General features: G+C 66.0%; 17 protein-coding genes. 15 read left to right on the top strand and 2 right to left on the bottom strand.

The genetic code is table 11. The features are described 5' to 3' along the window. Positions 1-465, bottom strand: coding sequence for an SsrA-binding protein SmpB (gene smpB / locus AC1DTW_RS07730; protein WP_477980443.1), 465 nt, complete (start codon positions 463-465; stop codon positions 1-3). Between the two features lie 46 nt (positions 466-511). Between smpB and AC1DTW_RS07725 the strand changes: the two genes are divergently transcribed. Together AC1DTW_RS07725 and AC1DTW_RS07720 are read left to right on the top strand one after the other, a co-directional pair. Then, positions 512-967 carry a type II toxin-antitoxin system RatA family toxin gene (locus tag AC1DTW_RS07725; protein ID WP_477980442.1) on the top strand — a complete coding sequence of 152 codons (456 nt, stop codon included), beginning with the start codon at positions 512-514 and terminating at the stop codon, positions 965-967. Continuing rightward, positions 954-1,274 (top strand): RnfH family protein, encoded by a 321-nt coding sequence (locus AC1DTW_RS07720; protein ID WP_477980441.1) that lies wholly within the window; start codon positions 954-956, stop codon positions 1,272-1,274. The genes AC1DTW_RS07725 and AC1DTW_RS07720 overlap by 14 nt, the downstream gene beginning before the upstream one ends. Positions 1,275-1,292: 18 nt before the next feature. On the opposite strand, the gene AC1DTW_RS07715 is transcribed toward AC1DTW_RS07720, so the two are convergent. Beyond that, positions 1,293-1,799: a DUF4124 domain-containing protein gene (locus AC1DTW_RS07715; protein WP_477980440.1), complete on the bottom strand. Its 507-nt coding sequence runs from the start codon at positions 1,797-1,799 to the stop codon at positions 1,293-1,295. A 133-nt stretch (positions 1,800-1,932) separates the two neighbouring features. On the opposite strand from AC1DTW_RS07715, the gene guaB reads away from it, so the two are divergent. The 13 genes from guaB to AC1DTW_RS07650 all read left to right on the top strand — a co-directional run bounded on the left by guaB (position 1,933) and on the right by AC1DTW_RS07650 (position 22,063). Beyond that, positions 1,933-3,399, top strand: a complete 1,467-nt coding sequence (guaB, locus tag AC1DTW_RS07710; protein WP_477980439.1) for an IMP dehydrogenase — start codon at positions 1,933-1,935, stop codon at positions 3,397-3,399. A 7-nt stretch (positions 3,400-3,406) separates the two neighbouring features. After that, positions 3,407-4,708, top strand: a complete 1,302-nt coding sequence (locus AC1DTW_RS07705) for an MFS transporter (protein WP_477980438.1) — start codon at positions 3,407-3,409, stop codon at positions 4,706-4,708. Between the two features lie 20 nt (positions 4,709-4,728). After that, positions 4,729-6,339: a glutamine-hydrolyzing GMP synthase gene (guaA, locus tag AC1DTW_RS07700; RefSeq protein ID WP_477980437.1), complete on the top strand. Its 1,611-nt coding sequence runs from the start codon at positions 4,729-4,731 to the stop codon at positions 6,337-6,339. Between the two features lie 48 nt (positions 6,340-6,387). After that, positions 6,388-6,951: a 2'-5' RNA ligase family protein gene (locus AC1DTW_RS07695; RefSeq protein WP_477980436.1), complete on the top strand. Its 564-nt coding sequence runs from the start codon at positions 6,388-6,390 to the stop codon at positions 6,949-6,951. Positions 6,952-7,006: 55 nt separating this feature from the next. Beyond that, a complete protein-coding gene (locus AC1DTW_RS07690) occupies positions 7,007-7,333 on the top strand; it encodes a hypothetical protein (protein WP_477980435.1) in 327 nt (108 codons plus the stop codon). A gap of 4 nt (positions 7,334-7,337) precedes the next feature. Further along, entirely contained in the window at positions 7,338-7,913 is a 576-nt protein-coding gene (tadA, locus tag AC1DTW_RS07685; RefSeq protein WP_477980434.1) for a tRNA adenosine(34) deaminase TadA, read from the top strand. Between the two features lie 7 nt (positions 7,914-7,920). Then, on the top strand, positions 7,921-8,889 hold the full coding sequence (locus AC1DTW_RS07680) for an LD-carboxypeptidase (protein ID WP_477980433.1): 969 nt from the start codon (positions 7,921-7,923) through the stop codon (positions 8,887-8,889). Positions 8,890-9,028: 139 nt separating this feature from the next. Further along, positions 9,029-11,287 carry an ABC transporter substrate-binding protein gene (locus AC1DTW_RS07675; protein ID WP_477980507.1) on the top strand — a complete coding sequence of 753 codons (2,259 nt, stop codon included), beginning with the start codon at positions 9,029-9,031 and terminating at the stop codon, positions 11,285-11,287. Between the two features lie 3 nt (positions 11,288-11,290). Beyond that, a complete protein-coding gene (locus AC1DTW_RS07670; protein WP_477980432.1) occupies positions 11,291-12,274 on the top strand; it encodes an ABC transporter permease in 984 nt (327 codons plus the stop codon). Between the two features lie 11 nt (positions 12,275-12,285). Beyond that, positions 12,286-13,728, top strand: a complete 1,443-nt coding sequence (locus AC1DTW_RS07665; RefSeq protein WP_477980431.1) for an ABC transporter permease — start codon at positions 12,286-12,288, stop codon at positions 13,726-13,728. A 10-nt stretch (positions 13,729-13,738) separates the two neighbouring features. Continuing rightward, positions 13,739-15,622 (top strand): ABC transporter ATP-binding protein, encoded by a 1,884-nt coding sequence (locus AC1DTW_RS07660; RefSeq protein ID WP_477980430.1) that lies wholly within the window; start codon positions 13,739-13,741, stop codon positions 15,620-15,622. A gap of 302 nt (positions 15,623-15,924) precedes the next feature. Next, positions 15,925-18,786, top strand: coding sequence for a TonB-dependent receptor (locus tag AC1DTW_RS07655; protein ID WP_477980429.1), 2,862 nt, complete (start codon positions 15,925-15,927; stop codon positions 18,784-18,786). 400 nt (positions 18,787-19,186) lie between these two features. Beyond that, entirely contained in the window at positions 19,187-22,063 is a 2,877-nt protein-coding gene (locus tag AC1DTW_RS07650; RefSeq protein ID WP_477980428.1) for a TonB-dependent receptor, read from the top strand. The last annotated feature ends 34 nt before the right edge of the window (positions 22,064-22,097 follow it).

Raw genomic sequence — 22,097 nt, 5'->3', positions numbered from 1 at the left:
TCAGTGGCTCGGTTTCGACGAGACCTTGTGCCGCATCAAACGCCCCTTCTCCCTTTCCCAATCCTTCTTCTTCTCGGTATTGCGCTTGTCGTGCTCGGCCTTGCCCTTGGCCAGCGCGATCTCGGCTTTCACGCGCCCGCCCTTGTAGTGCAGGTTCAGCGGCACCAGCGTGAAGCCCTTTTGCTCGACCTTGCCGATCAGCCGCTTGATCTCTTCCTTGTGCATCAGCAGCTTCTTGGTGCGGTCGGCCTCGGGGCTCACATGGGTCGAGGCGCTGCGCAGCGCGTTGATGCGGCAGCCGATCAGGTACAGCTCGCCGTCGCGGATCACGACGTAGCCGTCGGTCAGCTGCACCTGGCCGGCGCGGATCGCCTTGATCTCCCAGCCCTGCAGCACCATGCCGGCCTCGTGGCGTTCCTCGAGGTGGTAGTCAAAAAAGGCGCGGCGGTTCTCGGCGATGGACATGGGCACTCATCTGGGGCAAGAAGCGCCCAATACAATTTGCCATTGTATGAAGCACGTCAAGAAGTCGGTCTTGCTTTGGTACTCGCCGCACGAGATGTACGCGCTCGTCACGGCCGTGTCGGACTACCCGAAGTTCCTGCCGTGGTGCGAGCGGGCCGAGGTCCTGGAGCAGCACGAGCGCGGCATCACGGCGCGGCTGCACCTGTCGTACCTCGGGGTTCACCAGGCATTCACGACACGCAACGAGCATGTCGTGGACGAGAGCGTGGTGCTGAACCTTGTCGATGGCCCGTTCTCGGTGCTCGACGGCACCTGGTGCTTCATCCCGGTGCCGCTGGCCGACGGCGCCGGCGCCAAGGCTTGCAAGATCGAGTTCGATCTGCGCTACAGCTTCGCAAGAGGCGCGCTCGACGCGCTGATCAGCCCGGTCTTCGACCGCATCGCGAACACCTTCGTCGATTCCTTCGTCCAGCGCGCCGAGCAGGTATATGGACCCCGCTGACGCCGACGCGCGGCTGAACATCAGCGTCGCGTACAGCCCGCGCGCCGGCGAAGTCGACGAGGTGGCGCTGCGGCTCGCACCGGGCGCGACGGTTGCCGACGCGCTGCGCGAAAGCGGACTGCAGGCGCGTCACCCGGGGCTGGCGCTCGACACGTTGCCGGTCGGCATCTGGGGCGCGTTTTGCGGGCGCGACATGTTGCTGCGCGACCGTGACCGGGTCGAACTGTACCGGCCGTTGCGGGTCGATCCGAAGGAGGCGCGGCGCCGGCGCTACCGCACGCAGGGCAAGTTCAAGCGGCCGCGCTGAAGCGGGCCGCCTCGGGCATCACTGGCAGTCGGAGGCGATGATGTCGCGCGTGCGCTTGGCTTCGGCGGCGCGCTGCGCATCGTCGAGGATTTCGCGCTCGCCCTTCTCGGTGGTGCGTGCGATGCGCATGCCACTGTCGATCGTGCGCAGCTGAGCCTTCGCGCGGGTGCAGTTGTCGGCCCTCGCTGCGGCGATCTTGGCTTCTTCGGCCTTCTTCTTGTCCGCCACTTCCTGCTCGGCCTTCTTGCGTTTCGCCTCGAGCTCGGGGTCGGAGGCGCGGGTGCCGGCAAGCGGTGCGGCCGACGCGGCCGAAGCCGGTGCGGGTGCCGCGGCTGCCGCGGCGCGGCGCGCCGCATTGGAGGTCGGGCGCTGCAGGATGTCGCTCTCGGGGATGCCCGGCGGCGGCGGCAGGTCGCTGTACTGGGTCTGACCAGCCTTGTCGCGCCACTTCCATTGGGCCGAGGCCGGCAGCGCCAGCGTCAGGCCCAGAAATGCCGCCAATGCGACGAGGCTCCAGCGTTTCATCGCGTTCGTTCGTGAACTTGTCATGGGTTCGCAGTGTATGCGGCGAGGCGGGAAGGGGCCAGGTGCGGGGTGGCCATCCGTGAGGTTGTGGCGCACATCCGTATAATTCGCTTTTGCGTCAGGAGCTTCTTCCATGCGCCTTCTTGGCAAAGCGCTCACCTTCGACGACGTGTTGTTGGTGCCAGCGTTCTCCCACGTGTTGCCCCGCGACACCGACCTTTCGACCCCTCTCTCCCGCAACATCCGCCTCAACCTGCCGCTGGTGTCCGCCGCGATGGACACGGTCACCGAGGCGCGCCTCGCGATCGCGCTGGCCCAGGAGGGCGGCATTGGCATCGTCCACAAGAACCTGACGCCGAAGCAGCAGGCCGCCGAGGTCGCGCGGGTCAAGCGCTATGAATCGGGCGTGCTGCGTGACCCGATCACGGTGACCCCCGACACGCCGGTGCGCGCGGTGATGGAGCTCTCGCGCCAGCACGGCGTTTCCGGCTTTCCGGTGCTGGCCGGCAAGACCGTCGTCGGTATCGTCACGAACCGCGACCTGCGTTTCGAGTCGCGCTTCGACGTGCCCGTCAGCGAGATCATGACGCCGCGCGAGCGCCTGATCACGGTCGGCGAGGGCGCGACGATCGAAGACGGCAAGGCGCTGATGCACCGCCACAAGCTCGAACGCGTGCTCGTCGTCAACGACGATTTCGAGCTGCGCGGGCTGATGACGGTGAAAGACATCACCAAGCAGACCAGCTTCCCGAACGCCGCGCGCGATGCCCACGGCAAGCTGCGCGTCGGCGCCGCGGTCGGCGTCGGAGAGGGCACCGAAGAGCGCGTCGAGCTGCTGGTGCGTGCCGGCGTCGACGCGATCGTCGTCGACACCGCGCACGGCCACAGCGCCGGCGTGATCGAGCGGGTGCGCTGGGTCAAGAAGAACTTCCCGCAGGTCGACGTGATCGGCGGCAACATCGCGACCGGCGCCGCCGCGCGCGCGCTGGTCGAGGCCGGCGCCGATGCCGTCAAGGTCGGGATCGGGCCCGGCTCGATCTGCACGACGCGCATCGTCACCGGCGTGGGCGTGCCGCAGATCTTCGCGATCGAGCAGGTCGGCAAGGCACTCAAGGGCAGCGGCGTGCCGCTGATCGGCGACGGCGGCGTGCGCTACTCGGGCGATCTGGCGAAGGCGATCGCCGCCGGCGCCGACACCGTGATGATGGGTGGCGCGTTCGCCGGCACCGAGGAGGCGCCGGGCGAGACGATCCTGTACCAGGGCCGCACCTACAAGAGCTACCGCGGCATGGGCTCGATCGGCGCGATGCAGCAGGGCTCGGCGGACCGCTACTTCCAGGAGTCCGGCAACAACCCGAACACGACCAAGCTGGTGCCGGAGGGCATCGAGGGTCAGGTGCCGTACAAGGGCTCGGTCGTCGCGGTGATCTTCCAGATGGCCGGCGGGTTGCGCGCGTCGATGCACTACTGCGGCTGCGCGAGCATCGACGAAATGCACGAGAAGGCCGAGTTCGTCGAGATCTCGTCGGCCGGCATGCGCGAGAGCCATGTCCATGACGTGCAGATCACGAAGGAAGCGCCGAACTACCGGATGGAATGAAGAGCGCATGACGCAACCCACGGGCACTTCGGCCCCGATCGAAGGCGCGACATCGGTAGCCCGAAGCGGCCGCCAGGCGGCCATGCCGTTCATCATGGCGACGGTGCTGATCGACATGGTCTCGATCGGCCTGATCATCCCGGTGCTCGCGCCGCTGATCGGCACGTTCACGCGATCGCAGTCGGAGCAGGCCTTCTGGTACGGCGCGATCACGATCGTGTTCGGGATCGCGAACTTCTTCGGCTCGCCGATCCTCGGCCGACTCTCGGATCGCTACGGCCGCCGGCCGGTGCTGCTGATCGGCTTCAGCGGCCTCGCGCTGAGCTTCTTCGTGACCGGCATGGCCACGGCCTTGTGGATGCTGGTGCTGGTGCGGCTGTTCAGCGGCGCGATGCAGTCGAACATCGCGGTCGCCAACGCCTACGTGGCCGACATCACGCCGCCGGCCGGCCGCGCGAAGGCTTTCGGCCAGCTCGGCGCAATGCTCGGCATGGGCTTCATTCTCGGCCCGGTGATCGGCGGCCTGCTCGGCGGCATCAGCCTGCAGTTGCCGTTCTTCGTCGCCGGGGGCCTCGCCTGCGTGAACTGGCTCTACGGCTACTTCGTGCTGCCCGAATCGCTGCCGCGCGAGCGGCGCCAGCCCTTCGTGCTGCGCGAGGCGAACCCGGTCAATTCGCTGCGCGGGCTGACTGCGTTGAAGGGCGTCGGCTCGCTCGTGGTCGTCGTCGGCCTGAGCGGCCTGGCGCAGTTCATGACCCACACCTCGTGGGTGCTCTACACGACCTTCAAGTTCGGCTGGGGACCGACGCAGAACGGCTGGTCGCTGTTCGCGATCGGGCTGATGTCGGTGCTGGTGCAGGGCGTGTTCCTGAGCCGGCTGCTGAAGCGCTTCTCGCCGCAGCGGCTCGCGATCATGGGGCTGATCTCGTCGAGCCTGTGCTTCGTGCTGTGGGGCATGGCGACCGAGGGCTGGATGCTCTATGCGGTGATCTTCGCGAACGTGCTCGGCTTCGCCGTCTCGGCCTCGATCCAAAGCTTGATCTCGAACGCCGCCGACCCGAAGACGCAGGGCCGCACCGCAGGGGCGGTCGGCTCGCTCAACAGCATGATGGCGGTCGTCGCACCGGCGATCGGTGCGCCGCTGCTGGCGACCGTCTCGCACCTGCCGCACGGCGACTGGCGCATCGGCGCGCCGTTCTACTTCTGCGCGCTGCTGCAGGCTGCGTCGACGCTGATCGCGGTGCGCCACTTCAGGCGCGCGCGGCTGACGCGGCAGACGCTTGCGACCGCGGCCGCCACGACGACCTGACACTTCTTCCGCCCCATCCCATGCACGACAAGATCCTGATTCTCGACTTCGGCTCCCAGGTCACGCAGCTGATCGCCCGGCGCGTGCGCGAGGCACACGTGTTCTGCGAGATCCACCCGAACGACGTCAGCGACGCGTTCATCCGCGAGTTCGCGCCGAAGGGGATCATTCTCTCCGGCAGCCACGCCAGCACCTACGAAGAGCACGAGTTGCGCGCGCCGCAGGCGGTATGGGATCTCGGCGTGCCGGTGCTCGGCATCTGCTACGGCATGTTCACGATGGCGGTGCAGCAGGGCGGCAAGGTCGAGGCCGCGGACCATCGCGAGTTCGGCTACGCCGAGGTGCGCGCGCACGGCCACACGAAGCTGCTTGCCGGCATCGAAGACTTCAGCACCGCGCAGGGCCACGGCATGCTGAAGGTCTGGATGAGCCACGGCGACAAGGTCACCGCGTTGCCGCCGGGTTTCAAGCTGATGGCCAGCACGCCGAGCTGCCCGATCGCCGGCATGGCCGACGAGGCGCGCGGCTATTACGGCGTGCAGTTCCACCCCGAGGTCACGCACACCAAACAGGGCCGCGAGTTGCTGAACCGTTTCGTGCTCGAGATCGCGAACGCGAAGCCCGACTGGGTGATGGGCAACTACGTCGACGAGGCGGTCACGCGCATCCGCGCGCAGGTCGGCGACGAAGAGGTGATCCTCGGGCTGTCGGGCGGCGTCGATTCGAGCGTGGCCGCGGCGCTGATCCATCGCGCGATCGGCGACCAGCTGACCTGCGTGTTCGTCGACCACGGTCTGCTGCGCCTGAACGAAGGCGCGATGGTCATGGAGATGTTCGCCGGGCGCCTGCACGCGAAAGTGATCGCAGTCGACGCCAGTGCGCAGTTCCTCGGCCACCTGAGCGGCGTGACCGACCCCGAGGCCAAGCGCAAGATCATCGGCCGCGAGTTCGTCGAGGTGTTCCAGGCCGAGGCCGCGAAGCTCAAGCAGGCAAGGGCAGGAACGGACGCCGGCGGCGCCCGGTGGCTCGCGCAGGGCACGATCTACCCGGACGTGATCGAGAGCGGCGGCGCGAAGTCGAAGAAGGCGATGTCGATCAAGAGCCACCACAACGTCGGCGGCCTGCCCGAAACGCTTGGCCTGAAGCTGCTCGAGCCGTTGCGCGAGCTGTTCAAGGACGAGGTGCGCGAACTCGGTGTCGCGCTCGGTCTGCCGCACGACATGGTGTACCGCCACCCGTTCCCCGGCCCGGGCCTGGGCGTGCGCATCCTCGGCGAGGTCAAGCCGGAGTTTGCCGACCTGCTGCGGCGCGCCGATGCGATCTTCATCGAGGAGTTGCGCAACACCGTCGATTCGGCCAGCGGCAAGAGCTGGTATGAGCTGACAAGCCAGGCCTTCGCGGTGTTCCTGCCGGTCAAGAGCGTCGGCGTGATGGGCGACGGCCGCACCTACGACTACGTCGTCGCGCTGCGCGCGGTGCAGACCAGCGACTTCATGACCGCCGACTGGGCCGAGCTGCCGTACGCGCTGCTGAAGAAGGTCTCGGGCCGCATCATCAACGAGGTGCGCGGCATCAACCGCGTGACCTACGACGTCTCGAGCAAGCCGCCGGCGACGATCGAGTGGGAGTGAGAAGTTGAGGGGTCGGGCGCAGTTCGCCTTGCTCGACCCGCCTGCCGCGTGAAGGATCGGCTGTTCTTCGCGTTCCTGCCGAGCGCGGGCGCGGCAGCCTCGATCGCGGCGATGGCGCCGCGCCTGCGCGCCGAACACCGGCTGAGCGGCCGGTCGATCGACGCAGCGCGCTGGCATGTCACGCTGATCCACCTCGGCGACTTCGCGGCGATGCCGCTCGATGTCGTCGATTCGGCATCGCGCGTGGCCGCGGCGCTCTCGCTGCCGCCGGTCGAGATCGTGCTCGACCGCGCCGGCAGCTTTCACCGTGCGCGCGGCAGCGCCCCCTTCGTGCTGCTGGCCGACGAAAGTTCCGGAAGTGTGGTCCGCTTCCACCGGACGCTCGGCCAGGCCTTGGCGCAGGCCGGCCTGGCCCTCGAATCCAGGCGTCCGTTCGCGCCGCACCTGACCTTGATGTACGGCGATCACGCGGTCGAGACGCGACCGATCGAACCGATCCAGTGGACCGCGACCGAGCTGGTGCTGATGCACAGCCTGATCGGACAAGGGCGACACGTCGCGCTCCGTCGATGGCCGTTGCAAAGTAGACAGTCGGGCCACGGTGATCGGTGAGCCCGCGAGGCAGAATACCCCCCGAACCATCGCGGGCGCCCACAGGAGTCGGAACATGAGAATGATCTTCGGAGTGTTGTCGCTGCTGGTCGTGCTGGCGATCATGGGCACGGTCGCGAAGAAGCAGTTGCAGGCCTTGAGCACCAGCGGGGTCTCGACGCGCATCAGCCAGATGGCGAGCACGCCGCAAGGCGGCGCCGCGACCGGCGACCGCGATGGCGCGACGCTCGCGATCCCCGGTGGCATGCCGGGCGGCGTGGCCGCCGACACGACCGGGCTGACCGTGCCGCAGCAGGCGCAGAACATCCAGCAGCAGTTCAAGCAAAGCACCGAGCGCGCGCTGCAGCAGGGTGTCGATCGCAACGCTCGATCTTCGCCCTGATCTGATGAGCCCAGCGGACGAGCAGGCGATGCGCATCGCCCTCGACCAGGCGCACAACGCGTGGCTGGTCGGCGAGGTGCCGGTCGGCGCGGTCATCATGCGCGCCGGCCAGGTCATCGCGACCGGCTACAACCGCCCGATCACCGAGCACGACCCGACCGCGCACGCCGAGATCGTCGCGCTGCGCCATGCGGCGACGCTGCTGTCGAACTACCGGCTGCCCGAGTGCGAGCTGTACGTGACGCTCGAGCCCTGCGCGATGTGCGCGATGGCGCTGATGCACGCACGTTTCAAACGCGTCGTGTTCGGCGCACGCGACCCGAAAACCGGCGCGGCCGGCTCGGTCGTCGACCTGTTCGCGAGTGCGCAGCTGAACCACCACACCATGGTCGAAGGCGGCGTGCTCGCCGACGAATGCGGCGCGCTGCTGCGCGACTTCTTCGCCGAGCGGCGCGAGCAGTACCGGCAGCGCCGCGCGAGCGCCGACCCTGCGCCGCCCGCACCCGAAGACGAACCCGAGATCCCTGCCGGCGAGGCCACCGAGATCGTGGTCACGCCGCCACCGCCGCCTTCACGATGAGCCCGCGATGACCTTGCTGACCTTGTTTTCCCCCGCCGGCGTGCTGGTCAAGACCGCAGCGCTGAAGCTCGCCGCGAAACGGCTGAAGGCGCTCGGCTTCGACGTGCATACCGATGCTTCGGCCACGGCGCGGCACCAGCGTTTTGCCGGCGACGACGAGATGCGCCTGGCCGCGCTGCACCGCGTCGCCTTCGAGGCACCGAGCGTCGCGCTCGCGACCCGCGGGGGCTATGGCCTGACCCGGCTGCTCGAGCGCATCGACTGGAAGCTGGTCGCGCACAGCATCGAGCGCGGCACGCGCTGGGTCGGGCAATCCGACATGACGATCCTGCAGCTCGGCCTGCTGGCGCAACCCAAATTCGGCGCGCAGGCGGTCACATGGGCCGGCCCGCTCGCCTGTGACGACTTCGGTCGTGCGGACGACGCCGGCGGCCTCGACGAGATCACGCGCGACTGCTTTCTCGAGGCGATGAGCGGCGCGCTCGAGGCGGTGGGCTTTCGCACCGAGGCCGGCTTCGACGGGCTGGAGGCACGCGGCACGCTGTGGGGCGGCAATCTGTGCATGGTCAACTCGCTGCTCGGCACGAAGTACCTGCCGCGCATCAAGGGCGGCGTGCTGTTCCTCGAAGACGTGAACGAGCATCCGTACCGCATCGAGCGCAATCTGCTGCAGCTGCACCAGGCCGGCGTGCTCGATGCGCAGAAGGCCATCGTGCTCGGGGAGTTCAGCGCCTGGCGCAAGTCGCCGCACGATCGTGGCTACTCGCTGAAGACCGTCGTGCAGCATCTGCGCACGCTGACGAAGACGCCGATCCTGACCGGCCTGCCGTTCGGCCACGTGCCGACCAAGGTGACGCTGCCGGTCGGCGCGCGGGTGACCTTGCTGGTGCAGGGCCGGGATGTGCTGATCGGCTGGGATCACCAGCACGCCGGCGGTCGCCACCACGACCACGTCCACGCCGCGCATCCCGGCTGAAGGCGGTGCGCGCGCACTCGTACAATCCGCCGCTGCCTCGCGTTGACCCGGCCACAAGCCGAGGGCTCGGCGTGGGCAGATTGCTTTTGGGGTCCGGCGCGCAAGCCTGCGCCGAGTCTGCGAAGAAGGGATGACGGTCATGCGCGGTGGGGAGTTGAATGCGCGGGCAGCGACGGCTCGGCGCGCGCGCGGATGGCTGGGCCTCTTCGTGGCACTCGCGGCGCTGCTCGGCGGCTGCGACAACAGCCCGAACCCGAAGGGTAGCGAGTCGACCAACACGCTGTTCATCGCGTTCCAGGAGCGCTCGCCGCGCCACCTCGATCCGACCGCCTCGTACGCGGTCAACGAGGTGCCGTACATGTACTCGATCTACGAGGCGCCGTACGCGTACCACTACCTGAAGCGGCCCTACGTCGTCGTGCCCAAGGCGGCCGAGGCGCTGGCAGAGCCGCAGTATCTCGACAAGGACGGCCAGCCGTTGCCCGCCGATGTGCCCGGCGAACGCGTCGCCGAGAGCGTCTACGACGTGCACATCCGCCCCGGCATGCGCTACGCGCCGCATCCGGCGCTCGCCAAGGACGCGAACGGCGCGTACCTCTACCACGCGATGACCGCGGCGCAGACGCGCGACAAGCACTCGCCGCTCGACTTCGCCCAGACCGGCACGCGCGAGGTCGTCGCCGAGGATTTCGTCTATGCGCTGAAGCGCCACGCGACACCACGCATCGAGACGCCGATCTTCGGCATCTTCTCGGAGTACGTGATCGGCCTGAAGGACTACGGCAAACTGATCCGCGAAGAAGACCTGAAGCTGCGCCACGGCGGCGATCCGGCCGCGCTCGACAAGCCGTTTCTCGACTTCCGGCAGTACCCGCTGGCCGGCGCCGTGGCGCTCGACAAGTACACCTACCGCATTCGCATCAAGGGCAAGTACCCGCAGTGGAAGTACTGGATGACGATGACCTTCACGGCGCCGGTGCCGTGGGAGGCCGACAAGTTCTACGCGCAGCCCGGCATGGCGAAGAACAGCCTGACCTCGGACGTCTGGCCGGTCGGCAGCGGCCCGTTCATGGCGGTCGAATACGACGCCGATCGCCGCCACGTGCTGGTGCGCAATCCGAACTACCATGGGGCGACCTACCCATGTGAGGGCATGCCGGGCGACAAGGAGCTGGGCCTGCTCGACGACTGCGGCAAAACGCTGCCGTTCCTCGACAAGCTGGTCTTCAACACCGAGAAGGACAAGACGCCGCTGCGCTCGAAGTTCACGCAGGGTTTTCTCGACGTGCCCGAAATCGAGCGCAACGACTGGGGCCCGGATTTCCTCGCCGACGCGGATGATTCCGACGAGGTCAAGAAGCGCTTCGAGGAGCGCGGCATGCGATTCCCGAAGAGCGTCGAACCGCAGAACTGGTACCTCGGCTTCAACTGGCTCGACCCGGTCGTCGGCAAGGGCGACACGCCCGAGCAGCAGCTGAAGAACCGCAAGCTGCGCCATGCGCTGTCGATCGCGATCGACTGGGAGGAGGGCTATGGCCGCGTCTTCACGCAGAAGGCCGGCGAGGCCGCGATGGGGCCGCTGCCGGGTGGGATCATCGGCTCGCGCCACGGCATGCCGGGAGACATCAACCCGGCCACGCACAAGCTGGTCAACGGCAAGGTCGTGCGGCGTTCGATCGACGAGGCAAAGCAGCTCCTTGCCGAGGCCGGCTACCCCGACGGCCGCGATGCGAAGACCGGCAAGCCGCTGGTGCTGAACTACGACTACCAGCGCGTGCCGACGCCCGAGTACCGCGCCGAGCTCGACTGGATGGTCAAGCAGTTCGCGAAGCTCAACGTGCAGCTCGAGATCCGCGCGACCGACTACAACCAGTTCCAGGAGAAGATGCTGAAGGGCAAGCAGCAGATCTTCTGGTGGGGCTGGTACGCCGACTATCCGGATGCCGAGAACTTCCTGTTCCTGTTCTACGGCCCGAACTCGAAGGCCAAGGTCGAGGGCGAGAACACCGCGAACTACGAGAACCCCGAATACGACCGCCGCTACAAGCAGCTCGCGCTGCTCGACGACGGGCCGGCGAAGCAGCAGCTGATCGACGAGATGGTCGACATCCTGCGGCGCGACGCGCCCTGGGCCTTCGGCTATTTCCCGTACTCGGCGGGCGCCTACCAGCAATGGGTCGGCGATGCGAAATACGGCCTGTTCACGAACGACCGGGCGCTGTTCTACAAGGTCGATGCGCCGCTGCGTGCGCGCAGGCAGGCCGAGTGGAACCCGCCTCACGCCTGGCCGCTCGCGCTGCTCGCGGCGGCGGCATTGCTGCTCGCCTGGATCGCGCGCCGCGCGTTCAGGGCCCGTGAGCGCATGACCGCGCTCGCCGGGCCGGCGCTCGAGGCCTGACGCATGCTGAACTACGTCGTTCGCCGCTGCTTGTACAGCGTGCTGGTGCTGATCGGGGTCAACCTCGTGACCTTCATGCTGTTCTTCACCGTCAACACGCCGGACGACATGGCGCGGCTGAACGTCGGCGGCAAGCGCGTCACGCAGGAGCAGATCCAGAAGTGGAAGACCGAGCGCGGCTACGACAAGCCGCTGTACTGGAACGCGCAGGCCGCGGGCGTGCGCCAGCTGACCGACACGGTGTTCTGGGATCGCTCGGTCTCGCTGATGGCGCTCGAGTTCGGCCGCTCCGATTCGAAGAGCGCGACCGACATCGGCCACGAGATCAAGACCCGCATGCTGATCAGCCTGCAGCTCGCGGTGCCGCTGTTCCTGCTGCAGATCGTCGCGAGCGTCGCGTTCGCGCTGCTGCTGGTGTTCTTCAAGAATTCGCCGATCGACTTCTGGGGCGTCGTCGCCTGTGTGCTGATGCTGTCGATCAGCGCACTGTTCTACATCATCGTCGGCCAGTTCCTGTTCTCGCGCGTGTTCCACCTGGTGCCGATCTCGGGCTTCGAGTCGGGCTGGGATGCGGTGCGCTTCCTGGTGTTGCCGGTCTTGCTCTCGCTGCTCTCGCGCCTTGGCAGTGAAGGGCGCCTGTACCGCGCGATGTTCCTCGAGGAGCTCGGGCGCGACTACGTGCGCACCGCGCGCGCGAAGGGCTTGTCCGAGCCGAAGCTGCTGTTCGACCATGTGCTGCGCAATGCGCTGATCCCGATCCTGACCAGCGCCGGCAGCTACCTGCCGTACGTGTTCCTGGGCAGCCTCGTGTTCGAGAGCTTCTTCGGCATCCCCGGCCTGGGCTCGTACGTGATCGAGGCGATCACGGGTCAAGATTTTGCGATCGTGCGCTCGATGGTCTTCGTCGGCTCGCTGATCTACATCGCCAGCTACATCGTGATCGACGTGGCCTACACCCTCGTGGACCCGCGGGTCCGCCTGGCCTGACCGGGACACCGATGCCCAAGATCGTGATCCTGTGGTCCGATGTCGTTGTGCTCGCGACGCTGCTCTTGCTCGCGCTGTACGGGCTCCGCATCCGCGCCAGCGCCAACCTGCGTGCGACCTGGCTGAAAGTGATGCGCGACCGCGCGGCGCTCTGCTCGGGCGTGGTGCTGGTGCTGTTCTTCGCGGTTGCGGTGATCGACAGCCTGCACTTCCGCCGCGCGCTCGCCAACGCGCCCAGCGCCGGCGCGCAGCAGCGCCAGGCCTACGGCACGCGCACCGAGTCGATGCTCGATGTGACGCTGGCGCGGCAGATCGACGGCCGCGAGACCTCGTATTCGGCGCCGCTCGCGACCCGCGGCTTCACGAAGGATTCGGTCGATGTGGACGGCACGATCGAGCGCATCCACCCGCGGCTGCTGCATGGTGGCGAGCGGCTGAAGGACGAATCGGAGTGGCTTGCCGACGTGCTGCAGCGCGGATTCCTCGGCGCTGCGTTCGGCGCCCTGGCAGCGCTGGTCGTGGCGCTGGGCGTGGCCGTCGTGGTCGCGCGCGTCAATGACGAAAGCCTCGGCAGCGCGGCGCAGCGGATCGCGCGCAACCAGTCCGATGTGCCCTGGCGCGCCGCGCTCGTGACCGCGCTGCTGCTGTGCCTGTTCTTCGGCCCGATCCTCTCGCTGGCCCAGCACTACCACGTGTTCGGTACCGATCGCACCGGCAACGACGTCTTCTACCAGGCGCTGAAGAGCATCCGTACCGCGTTCGTGATCGGCACGCTGTCGACGATCGCGACGCTGCCGCTCGCGGTCGGCCTCGGGCTCGTCTCGGGCTACCTGCGCGGCTGGGTCGACGAGCTCGTGCAGTACCTGTACACCTTGCTGTCGTCGATCCCGAACGTGCTGCTGATCGCGGCCTGCGTGCTGATGATGCAGGTCTTCATCGACACCCACCCCGACCTGTTCGAGACCGGTGCCGAGCGCGCCGATGTGCGGCTGTTCATGCTCTGCGTGATCCTCGGGTTGACCGGTTGGGCCACGTTGTGCCGCCTGCTGCGCGCCGAGACGATGAAGCTCTCGCAACTCGAGTACGTGCAGGCCGCGACGGCCTTCGGCGTGCGCAAGGGCCGCATCATGGTGAGGCACATCTTCCCGAATGTGGTGCACCTGATCATCATCACGACGGTGCTCGATTTCTCGGCGCTGATTCTCTACGAGGCGGTGCTGTCGTATGTCGGCGTCGGCGTCGATCCGTCGATGAACAGTTTCGGCGGCATGATCAACCTCGCCCGAACCGAGATGAGCCGCGACCCGCTGGTCTGGTGGTCGTTCGCGGCGGCCTTCGGTTTCATGGTGACATTGGTGCTCGCCGCGAACCTGTTTGCCGATGGCGTGCGCGATGCCTTCGATCCGCGCGCGCGCAGCTTCCGGCCGAAGCTGCGCAAGGCGATTCCCGCGTGAGGGCCGGCGCATGCTGAACGCCCGTGACCTGAAAGTCGCGCTCGATGCCGAGGCCGGGCTCGTCAGGGCGATCGACGGGCTCACGCTCGCGATCCAGCGCGGCGAGACCTTCGCACTGGTCGGCGAATCCGGCTGCGGCAAGAGCATGACCGCGCTCGCGCTGATGCGGCTGCTGCCGGACAACGGCCGCGTCACGCAGGGCCAGGTCATGCTCGACCAGACCGATGTGCTGGCGCTGCCCGAATCCGGCATGCGTGCGGTGCGTGGCGGGCGCATCGGGATGATCTTTCAGGAGCCATCGACCAGCCTGAACCCGGTGATGCGTATCGGCGACCAGATCGTCGAGGCCATCGAGACGCACACCGCGTTGCGCGGCGCCGCGGCGCGCGCGAAGGCGATCGAGTGGCTCGGCAAGGTCGGCATCCCGGAACCCGAGCGCCGCATCGACGAATATCCGTTCCGCCTGTCGGGCGGGCAGAAGCAGCGCGTGATGATCGCGATGACGCTGGCCTGCGAGCCCGACTTCCTGATCGCCGACGAGCCGACGACCGCGCTCGACGTGACGATCCAGGCGCAGATCCTCGATCTGCTGAAGCAATTGCAGCAAGAGCAGGGCATGGGGCTGCTGCTGATCACGCACGACCTGGCGGTCGTTGCCGGCGTCGCGCACCGGGTCGCGCTGATGTACGCGGGCCAGATCATCGAGGTTGCCGAAGCCGCCGAGTTCTTCGCCGCGCCGAAGCACCCGTACGCGCGGCTGCTGCTGCGCGCGTTGCCGGACAGCGAGAAGCGCGGCGCCGCGCTCGCCGCGATCCCCGGTATGGTGCCGCCGCTGTGGCAGACCTTCGATGGCTGCCGTTTCGCGCCGCGCTGCGATCGCGCATTCGACGCCTGCTCGACGACGCGCCCCGAATTGATCGACAGCGGGGCGAGCGGCGTGCGCTGCCTGCTCTATCGCGAAGGTGCCTCGCCGGATGCGGTACGCGGCAACGGTGCCGATTCGGCGCTGCGGTTCGAGGCACCGCGGACCGTGCCGCCGGCGGGTGCGCCGCTGCTCGAGGTGCGCGGGCTGAGCGTGCGTTTCCCGATCCGCAAGGGACTGCTGCAGCGCAGTGTCGGCACGTTCGTCGCGGTCGATGACGTGTCGTTCGCGATCAGCCCCGGCCAGACGCTCGCGCTGGTCGGCGAATCCGGTTGCGGCAAGACGACGACCGGCAAGGCCATCGTGCAACTGCTGCGCGGGCAGGCGGTGGTCGGCGGCGAAGCGCTGTTCTGTGCAGAAGACCTCTTCGCGCTCGAGGGCGATGCGCTGCTCGCGGCGCGGCGCCAGGTGCAGATCATCTTCCAGGATCCGTTCGCATCGCTGAACCCGCGCATGCGCGTGCTCGACATTCTCGAAGAGGGACTGCAAGCGCTTCGTCCCGAGATCGCGGGTGCCGCGCGGCGCGCGACCATCGAACGCCTGGTCGACCAGGTAGGCCTGCGGCGCGATGCGCTGCAGCGCTACCCGCACGAGTTCTCGGGCGGCCAGCGCCAGCGCATCGCGATCGCGCGCGCGCTGGCGGTCGCGCCGAAGCTGATCGTCTGCGACGAGCCGACCTCGGCGCTCGATGTCTCGGTGCAGGCGCAGATCCTGAATCTGTTGCGCCAGCTGCAGCGCGAACTCGGCGTGTCGTACCTGTTCATCACGCACAACATCGGTGTCGTCGAGTACATCGCCGACCACGTCGCGGTGATGCATCGCGGGCGCATCGAAGAGATCGGGCCGGCGCGCGCGCTGCTCGCGCATCCGCGCAGCGACTACACGCGCAGCTTGCTGGCAGCGGTGCCGCGGATCGGGGCACGTATCCCTCGCGACAACGCAGTTGTTGCGGACATCCAACGTCGAACGTAAAGCGCCTCGGGCAGGCGCCTGCCGCTGTGCTGAACCACGTGAGCGCAGCACCCCGACGAGCCGCGTCGATCGGCTGAGAGCCGCACCCACAAAGGCTTTGCGCGCGATCGGCACGACGACGCGGTGCAGGGGAAACGAACGCTCGCGAGGCACTAGAGGTTTACCCTGAGCCGGTCTGCGCAAAAAGCTCAGTGACAATTCCTTTACACCCCTTCGCAGACAGGTCACGACCGGTTCACAAAGTGGTATGTGACTTGCTCGAAAGCCGGGGCTGGCGATCAACCTTCTTTCAGGAGTCTCCGATGCTGAGAAGAACGGTCCTTTCGAAGAGTCTGCTACTCGCCTTCAGCGGAACAGCGGCCCTGTACGGCACCCCCGGACTTGCACAGGATGCGCCGACAACGGAACTGCAACGCGTCACGGTGACCGGTTCCAACATCAAGCGCACGGATACCGAGACAGCGTCGCCGGTGCAGGTGGTCACTCGCCAGGACATCGAAAAGTCGGGCAAGACCACGGTTGCCGACGTCGTCCTCGGCTTGAATGCCAATAGCAATGGTTCGATCCCGATGTCGTGGAGCGGTTACGGCTTTGCGTCGGGCGCCTCAGGCGTGTCGCTTCGCGGTCTCGGCTCGAACGCCACCTTGGTGTTGCTCAACGGCCGTCGCATGGCGCCCTATGGCTTGGCCGATGACGGACAGCGCACCTTCGTCGACCTGAGCACCATTCCGCTCGAAGCGGTCGATCGCATCGAAGTCGTGAAGGACGGGGCTTCGGCAATCTACGGATCCGACGCGATTGGCGGTGTGGTCAACATCATCACCCGCGTCGACTTCCGCGGTGTCATCGCCAACGTCTCCTACGGCGTCACTCGATACGGCGATGGCCGCACGCCGAAGGCCTCGGTGACTGCCGGCTTCGGCAACCTAGGTAGCGACAAGTACAACGTCTTCTTCACGCTCGAGGCGCAGAAGATCGGCGAAGTCCGGCAGAGTGATCGCGCCGACCGCGGCGACATTGGCAATCCGAACGCACTTGCGCAAGGCTACGGCTTCGAGTCGGGCGAAATCCTGGGCTATGGCCGTCCCCGCGCCGGTGGCCCCACGAGCGTCAGCTCGAGCATCTGGGGCTGGGCCCGTGCCGTCACCGGCCGCAACAGCCCAGATCCCGTGCCCGGGTCGGTGTACAAGCAGATCGCAGTGCCTGCCAGCGGATGTCCGTCGAATTTGCCAATGCCCACTGGCTACACGGGCTGCCCGTGGGACTCGCTGGCCTACCAGCAATTGCAGCCGCAGGAAGAGAAGGTCAATTTCGTCACGCGTGGCACGCTGGAGATCAACCCCAGCCTCACGGCGTTCGGCGAGGTCGGCCTGTTCAGCTCGAAAGTTTTCGCGACGATTACACCGAACAATCCTGCCTTCACATGGCCAGACGCCCAAAACAGCACGATCAAGGACAACACGTTCATCACGATCGGGCCTAATCATCCGGACAACCCGAACCCGGGTAGCTACTCGCGCCTGCGCTATGTCACGGCCGACTTGGGCGGACGGACGACGAAATCCGACACCTTGGTCAGCCGCTTTCTCGGCGGCCTCAAGGGCAATGCAGCCGGATGGGACTGGGAGGCCGGCCTGCTCTACACCAAGAGCAAGACCGATCAGATCAATAACGGACAGTTGCGTGACAGCGTTCTGCAAGACTTCTTGAACGCGACCAACGACAGCGGAATGAACCCGACGCTGACGTACTACCGCCTCGGGGCGAACGCTGGATTGAACAGCCAAGCTACACGCGACGCGATCTCACCATCTTTGAAGGACTCGCCGACAGCGTCGGTCACTTCGCTGGATGTCAAGGCGAACAGGGAGCTGATGCAGTTGAGTGGCGGCCCGTTGCAGTTGGCGCTCGGCGCCGAGTTTCGTCGCGAGAAGGCCGATCGACCGGCAACACCGTTCACCGACACGGCCGACATCATCGGCCTGGGATTTTCTGCCTTCAAAGCGTCGCGAAACATCACGGCGGCATTTGCCGAAGTGTCTGCCCCGGTGCTCAAGAACCTCGAGTTGAGCGCCGCGCTGCGTGTCGACCGCTACTCCGATGTCGGCACATCGACGACGCCGAAGTTTGGATTCAAGTACACGCCGATTCGGGAGGTGGCCGTGCGCGGCACCTATGCGCAAGGATTCCGTGCGCCTGGCCCCGCCGAGAATGGCAACAGCGCCTCGGCGGGCTTCACTTCCTATGTCGATCCGCTTCGCTGCCCGATCACTGGCGCAGACGCGGACTGCGGCTCGGGGTCGGCGGTGATCATCACTTCCGGCAGCCCGAGCGTGAAGCCCGAGAAGTCCAAGAGCTACACGGTTGGCCTGATCATCGAGCCGACGAGGGACACGAGCCTCTCGATCGACCTGTGGGAAATCCGCCGCAAGAACGAAATCCTGCAGGCCGACTTGTCGGCCATTCTCGCGAACCCGAGCGGCTTCCCCGATGCCAAGATCGTTCGTCAGGTCAATGACGATCCGATCGACGCCGTGACCGGACTCCCGGTCGTCGGTGGCCCCGGGACGCTGCTGGCGGTTTCGACGCCCTATGTGAACGGGCCGAGCACGAAGACCAACGGTGTCGACATTGACCTTCGCCAGCGTTTCAACCTCGGCGAGGTTGGCAAACTGACCGGTAGCCTGACTTGGTCGCATGTCAATTCGTTCAAGCGCACGCTGGAGGACGGGTCAGTGCGCGAATACGCTGGGACATACGGGCCGACCTCGCTGAGCAGTTCATCCGGGATGCCCAAGGACAAGGCAACGTTCGGCGTCACGTGGGATCGGGGGCCGCTCTCGGTGACAGGTCTCGTGAACTACGTGTCCGGATTGAAGAACGTCGAATACAAGGACGACCCGCTCGGGTGCTTGCTGACCTTTGACGATGGCACGGACGCCCCGGCGGGTTGCAAGGGCGCTTCGTTCACGACGTTCGATCTGAGCGCGAAGTACGACTTCACCAAGAACTTTCAGCTCTACGGCTCGATTCTCAACGTGTTCGACCGCATCGCTCCCTACGACAAGTCGGCCTTCTACGGTATCACTCACTACAACGCCAGCTACAACCAGATTGGTGCTCTGGGCCGGACGTACAACGTCGGCATGAAATACACGTTCTGATTGAGGGTCGACTGCCTGCCCATGGTGCAAACCAAGATGGAGCCGACCAATTCAATCTGGTCGCTTCTTCCGCGACGGAGCCCATGACGAGCGGCCAAATTGTTGTGCTCTGCCAACAGCGGAAGCCTGAGCGCGAATTCTGACCTCGTCCCGGATCTGATGTCGCGAATGCTCTGAACCCTGATGAATGCTTGCTTTGCGGTCGATCGAGGCGGCCAGGGAACGCGCCGGCATTCGTGGTCAGGAGGAAATCCCTAGCGGGCGCGGTTGTTGCATTCAATGACAATTCCTCGACATGTCTTCGTAGATGAGACATACCCAGTTCACAAAGCTGGTATGTGCCTTGCTGCAGGACTTGGTCTTTACCTCCAGATCAACCTTCCCCCCAACAGGAGTCCCGATGTTGAACAGAACTATGCTGGCCAAGAGCCTGCTCATTGCATTTGGCGGAACCGCCGCTCTTTCCGGAACTGCGGTTTTCGCGCAGCAGGCGCCCGTTCAAGAATTGCAACGCGTCGAAGTGACCGGCTCGAACATCCGGCGAGTTCAGTCGGAGACGGCCGCGCCAGTTCAAACACTGACGCGCGAAGACATCGATCGTTCGGGCAAGGCAAGCGTTGCCGAGTTGCTGCAGACTCTGTCGGTAGACAACCAGGGCTCAGTGCCAACGACCTTCGGCAACGGATTCGCCTCTGGCGCGTCTGGGATCTCACTGCGTGGTCTGGGCACCGCCTCGACCCTGGTGCTGGTGAACGGCCGGCGCGTGGCGCCCTACGGATTGGCCGATGACGGCCAAAAGGTCTTCGTCGACCTGAACATGATTCCGCTGGAAGCGGTCGAGCGCGTTGAAATTCTGAAGGACGGTGGCTCGGCGATCTATGGCTCCGATGCGATCGCCGGCGTGGTCAACATCATCCTGAGGAAGGATTACAAGGGCATCGCCGTCAAGGCCACCTACGGTCGTTCCAGCTATGGCGACGGCATCGAGAAGCGCGGCTCGATCACCGCGGGCTTCGGTGACCTCGACAAGGACCGCTACAACATCCTGTTCAACCTCGAGGTCGCGAGGAAAGGCGAAATTTGGAACCGCGATCGCGCCGGGCGTGACCAAATTGGCCGGGCCGATTTGCGCGACCTCGGTTTCAGCGCGCAGGAAGCCCTGGGTGGCACCGGTGCCATCACCGGCAACAATGCGGCCGGCAGTGCCATCAACGGCAACGTGCGCCAGCCCGGAACCAACAACTACTATGGGCGTGGCAATACAGACCCGCTTGCAGCGTTCACCCGCCCCCAGCCCGGTGCGGCTTGCGCCAACTTCACCAGCCACCAGCAAGGCGACCCTGGATTCGCTGGCGGTACCGGCTGCCTGATCGACGCCCCGCAGGTCTATAGCCAGATTCAGCCCAAGCAGGAATCGGTCAATTTCTTTACCCGCGGCACCTTGCAACTGTCGAGTAATCTGACCGGGTACGCTGAGGTTAACCTCTACAACAACAAGTCGGTCTCGTCGACCACGCCGTCTGGCGTCAGCGCCTCGACCGGGTATCCGGGCGGGCCCGTGGCGAACAACGACATTCGCCTTGGCGGAGCGCACCCTGATAACCCGTACACGTCATCTGCGCGTTTGCGCTATCTGGCTGCGGATGTTGGCCCGCGAGTCAGCAATGTGGATTCGACGTTCACGCGCGTGGTGGCCGGGGTCAAAGGCACCGTCGACGTTTGGGATATCGACAGTGCCTTCCTGTTCTCGCAGAACAAGGTGTCGAACGAGCGCACCGGGTATCTGCAACGCGACGTGACCTTTGCGCTGTTGAATCCGACCGGCTTCAATGTGCCCAATCAGCCGACCGTCTCCAATGCCGCATGGGCAGCGCAAAACAGCGCCGCCTACGCCGCACTTCCGGCCGGCAGTCTCTGGCGCATTGCCGAGAATGCGGGGCTGAATTCGGCCGCGCTGTATGCGGCGCTTTCTCCCATGATCTCGAACGACGCGAAGTCGCAAACCACACAGGTGGATTTCAAGGCTTCGCGCGAGCTCGGCAATCTCGAAGGCGGGCCGTTGGGCCTGGCTTTGGGCACCGAATTCCGGCACGAGTCGGTGAAGCTCGAGCCGACGTCTGGAACCGACAGAGGCAACATCATCGGCTTGGGCTATTCCGCCTACGATGGTCAACGCAACCTGTTCGGTGCCTATGCCGAACTGGCGATGCCGATCACCAAGACTGTCGAACTGAGCACGGCGCTGCGCTATGACTACTACTCGGACGTCGGCTCCTCGGTGACGCCCAAATTCGGCGCCAAGTGGACCCCGTTCAAGGAGTTCGCACTGCGCGGCACGTACTCCCAAGGCTTCCGTGCGCCTAGCCCCGCGGAGAACGGCAAGGGTGGATTGGCGGCCTTCACGACCTCCGACGATCCGGTTCGCTGCGCTCTCGGGATCGCAACGGCCTGCGCCCCGGCCAACGTCGCCATCATCACGTCACCCAATCCTGATCTGGTGCCGGAAAAGTCGCGAACCTACACGCTGGGCCTCGTCTTCGATCCGACGCCGACGACCAGTATTGCCGTGGACCTGTTCCGTATCGTTCGCGAGAACGAAATCAATCAGGAAGAGTCGGGTGCGGCGATCGCGGCCGGCCACGTCGCGCGTGACCCGGGCAGCGCTACGACCACTCCGGGCGATCCGGGGCCGATCGTCGCGATCCTGGCCAAGTACGTCAACTCGACCAAGACCACGGTTCAGGGTTTCGACATCGATGCGAAGCAGAGTTTCGCTCTGGGGTCCGCTGGCAAGCTGACACTGGATGCGAAGTGGACCCACTTGCTCAAGCTGGAACGCCAAGAAACGGACGGGACCCGGCATGACTTCGCTGGTACCCATGGCAACTGCGATGTGACCAACTGCATCGGCACTCCGGCAGATCGCGTGAACCTCGGCGCGACGTGGGAACTCGGCCCGGTGAAGGTCGCTGGCGTGGTGAACTATCGCGCCAGTATCGAGAACCGGAACTTCAAGGGCGAGGAGGGCTGTGCGTCCACGTTTGCCGACGGTACCGATGCGCCGGCCGGTTGCAAGATCGCGTCCTTCACGACGCTGGACCTGACCTTCCGTTGGAAGGCGACCAAGCAGCTCGAGGTGTTCGGCGGTGTTCAGAATGTCCTGAACCGCGTGGCCCCGCTCGACCCGCTGACCTACGGCGCCGTCTCCTACAACCCGCTTGACTACAGCGGTGCGGTCGGTCGCTTTTACAGCCTGGGCGCGAAGTACACGTTCTGATCCGGAGAAACTCCGCAACTAGAAGGTGGCAGCG

The organism is Rhizobacter sp. P5_A1 (genome assembly GCF_056400745.1).
The sequence above is the reverse complement of the archived record's forward strand: the minus strand, read 5'-3'. Positions and strand labels throughout refer to the sequence as shown.

Bases quoted from the DNA above. Each gene is read 5' to 3' on its own strand.
- AC1DTW_RS07715 (WP_477980440.1), bottom strand. From the start codon at position 1,799: ATGAAACGCTGGAGCCTCGTCGCATTGGCGGCATTTCTGGGCCTGACG.
- AC1DTW_RS07675 (WP_477980507.1), top strand. From the start codon at position 9,029: ATGCGCGGTGGGGAGTTGAATGCGCGGGCAGCGACGGCTCGGCGCGCG.
- AC1DTW_RS07680 (WP_477980433.1), top strand. From the start codon at position 7,921: ATGACCTTGCTGACCTTGTTTTCCCCCGCCGGCGTGCTGGTCAAGACC.
- tadA (WP_477980434.1), top strand. From the start codon at position 7,338: ATGAGCCCAGCGGACGAGCAGGCGATGCGCATCGCCCTCGACCAGGCG.
- AC1DTW_RS07720 (WP_477980441.1), top strand. From the start codon at position 954: ATGGACCCCGCTGACGCCGACGCGCGGCTGAACATCAGCGTCGCGTAC.
- AC1DTW_RS07660 (WP_477980430.1), top strand. From the start codon at position 13,739: ATGCTGAACGCCCGTGACCTGAAAGTCGCGCTCGATGCCGAGGCCGGG.
- guaA (WP_477980437.1), top strand. From the start codon at position 4,729: ATGCACGACAAGATCCTGATTCTCGACTTCGGCTCCCAGGTCACGCAG.
- AC1DTW_RS07690 (WP_477980435.1), top strand. From the start codon at position 7,007: ATGAGAATGATCTTCGGAGTGTTGTCGCTGCTGGTCGTGCTGGCGATC.
- AC1DTW_RS07665 (WP_477980431.1), top strand. From the start codon at position 12,286: ATGCCCAAGATCGTGATCCTGTGGTCCGATGTCGTTGTGCTCGCGACG.
- smpB (WP_477980443.1), bottom strand. From the start codon at position 465: ATGTCCATCGCCGAGAACCGCCGCGCCTTTTTTGACTACCACCTCGAG.
- guaB (WP_477980439.1), top strand. From the start codon at position 1,933: ATGCGCCTTCTTGGCAAAGCGCTCACCTTCGACGACGTGTTGTTGGTG.
- AC1DTW_RS07650 (WP_477980428.1), top strand. From the start codon at position 19,187: ATGTTGAACAGAACTATGCTGGCCAAGAGCCTGCTCATTGCATTTGGC.
- AC1DTW_RS07670 (WP_477980432.1), top strand. From the start codon at position 11,291: ATGCTGAACTACGTCGTTCGCCGCTGCTTGTACAGCGTGCTGGTGCTG.
- AC1DTW_RS07725 (WP_477980442.1), top strand. From the start codon at position 512: ATGAAGCACGTCAAGAAGTCGGTCTTGCTTTGGTACTCGCCGCACGAG.
- AC1DTW_RS07705 (WP_477980438.1), top strand. From the start codon at position 3,407: ATGACGCAACCCACGGGCACTTCGGCCCCGATCGAAGGCGCGACATCG.
- AC1DTW_RS07655 (WP_477980429.1), top strand. From the start codon at position 15,925: ATGCTGAGAAGAACGGTCCTTTCGAAGAGTCTGCTACTCGCCTTCAGC.